Genomic DNA, 1,532 nt, shown 5'->3' on the forward strand with positions numbered 1-1,532 from the left:
ATCTTATTGATTAGATTTGATTATTATTTTGAACTGGCAATCTCGCCGGTTTAATTGTGATAAGGTTTAGGTTGAAAGCTTCCCGGTGCAAGACTTGGGGAGCTTTTATTTGATAATTTATTTTCCCCCTATATACACAGTTAATAGTTAATAAAAGGCTTATCCATCGTGATAGCCTTTGTTTGTTAATTACTTTTGCCTTGCCAAAGCTTTCAAACTGTCCGCTTCTCTTTCCAATTGCGTGATCCGCAATTCGGTTGCCCGTATTTTCAAATAGCGTTCTATACTGTCCGTGCGGTATTCGTTGATCGCCGGTACATCCAGGCTATCCAGTTGGTTCTGTAATCGCTGCTTTTTAGTACTATCAGCCACAAGATAGTTCCAGTACCAGGCTTTGCGGAAACGACTGTTCTGGCTGTCCTTATACCAATTGTGGAAGCCGAACCAGCTAACAAGGCCGACTATAATAGCCAGAGCAGTTAAATACATGCCACGCTTGGCCATCGTCTTTAAAAAGCCCTTTCCGGCATCCTCCGGTAACACCAAAATTCTGTTCTTGGAAAATAATTCATGCAATACCTGTAAGACGGCTGTTCTCGTGGCGGTCATACCGTCACTGGCAATCTTAGACAGTGGTAAAGTACTCGGTGCGGGTACCGTAACTTCAATCTTTTGATACTTTTGCTCAAAGCTGCTGATCAGCTTTTGCGTCTGCTTATCGTTTTCGGCAATAAGCTCATTCTTCTTGTCAAGCTGTTTTTGTTGCTCTTTGATGAAATCGTTGATCTCTTTGATTTCTGCTACATTCTCCGTAAGTATGGCTGTTAAGGTTTTTTCGTCTATTGATGTTTCTTCGTTTGGTTTCATGATGTCCTAATTAAAACGTTCATAAATTATGTCACTATTGATCATGCATTATTATCGGCTGATGCCTTGCGAATGCTGCCGGGTTTGCTGCATTTCCTTTTCCTGCTGTTGCTGTTTCTTCAATTCCTCCTGCTGTTGTCTTAATAACTGCGCCTGTTTGCTTTGCTCCTGCTGCTGACGTAAAAGCTGTTCCTGTTTTAACTTCTTCTCAATATCCATCAGCGCATAGCCGACCTGACTGCCTTTAAAACGGACGTGCTGTGCATCGGTAAAAGCGATACCCCGGCCTAATTCTACTTCATAGCCGCGCTGCTCCATATATTTTTTGACCTGCTGCACATCCCTGCTTTGTTTGATCGCTGTTTGCAGGTGCTTTTTCAGCGTTTCCTTACGGTTGTCAATCCGCTGGCTTTGTGCAACCCTTTGCTCCGGCTTCAAAAACTTATTAGGGCTTAATACCCGCTCTAATTTGTATTCCAGTTCCATCTTCCGGGCGAACTCTGCCACATGCTTATAGCTATTGCTGTCACTGGCGGTCTTGCCATCAAACCCGATGCGGTTGGCAACTACGTAGGCTAAGCACCCGGCGCCTTTCCATATTACTACGGCAGGATCTCCAAGTACTCGCCTCCGAACCGTACGTACACCTCTCAATGTGTACGGCT

At 44.1% G+C, this 1,532-nt stretch carries 1 protein-coding gene and 1 pseudogene; both read right to left on the minus strand.

The features are described from left to right. Window positions 1–189 precede the first annotated feature (189 nt). Window positions 190–867 (minus strand): hypothetical protein, encoded by a 678-nt coding sequence (locus tag BLS59_RS31095; RefSeq protein ID WP_091157931.1) that lies wholly within the window; start codon window positions 865–867, stop codon window positions 190–192. 51 nt (window positions 868–918) lie between these two features. After that, window positions 919–1,532: pseudogene (locus tag BLS59_RS31100) on the minus strand (hypothetical protein); the annotation flags it as partial.

The sequence above is a fragment of the Mucilaginibacter pineti genome, from assembly GCF_900101875.1.
GTDB lineage: Bacteria > Bacteroidota > Bacteroidia > Sphingobacteriales > Sphingobacteriaceae > Mucilaginibacter > Mucilaginibacter pineti.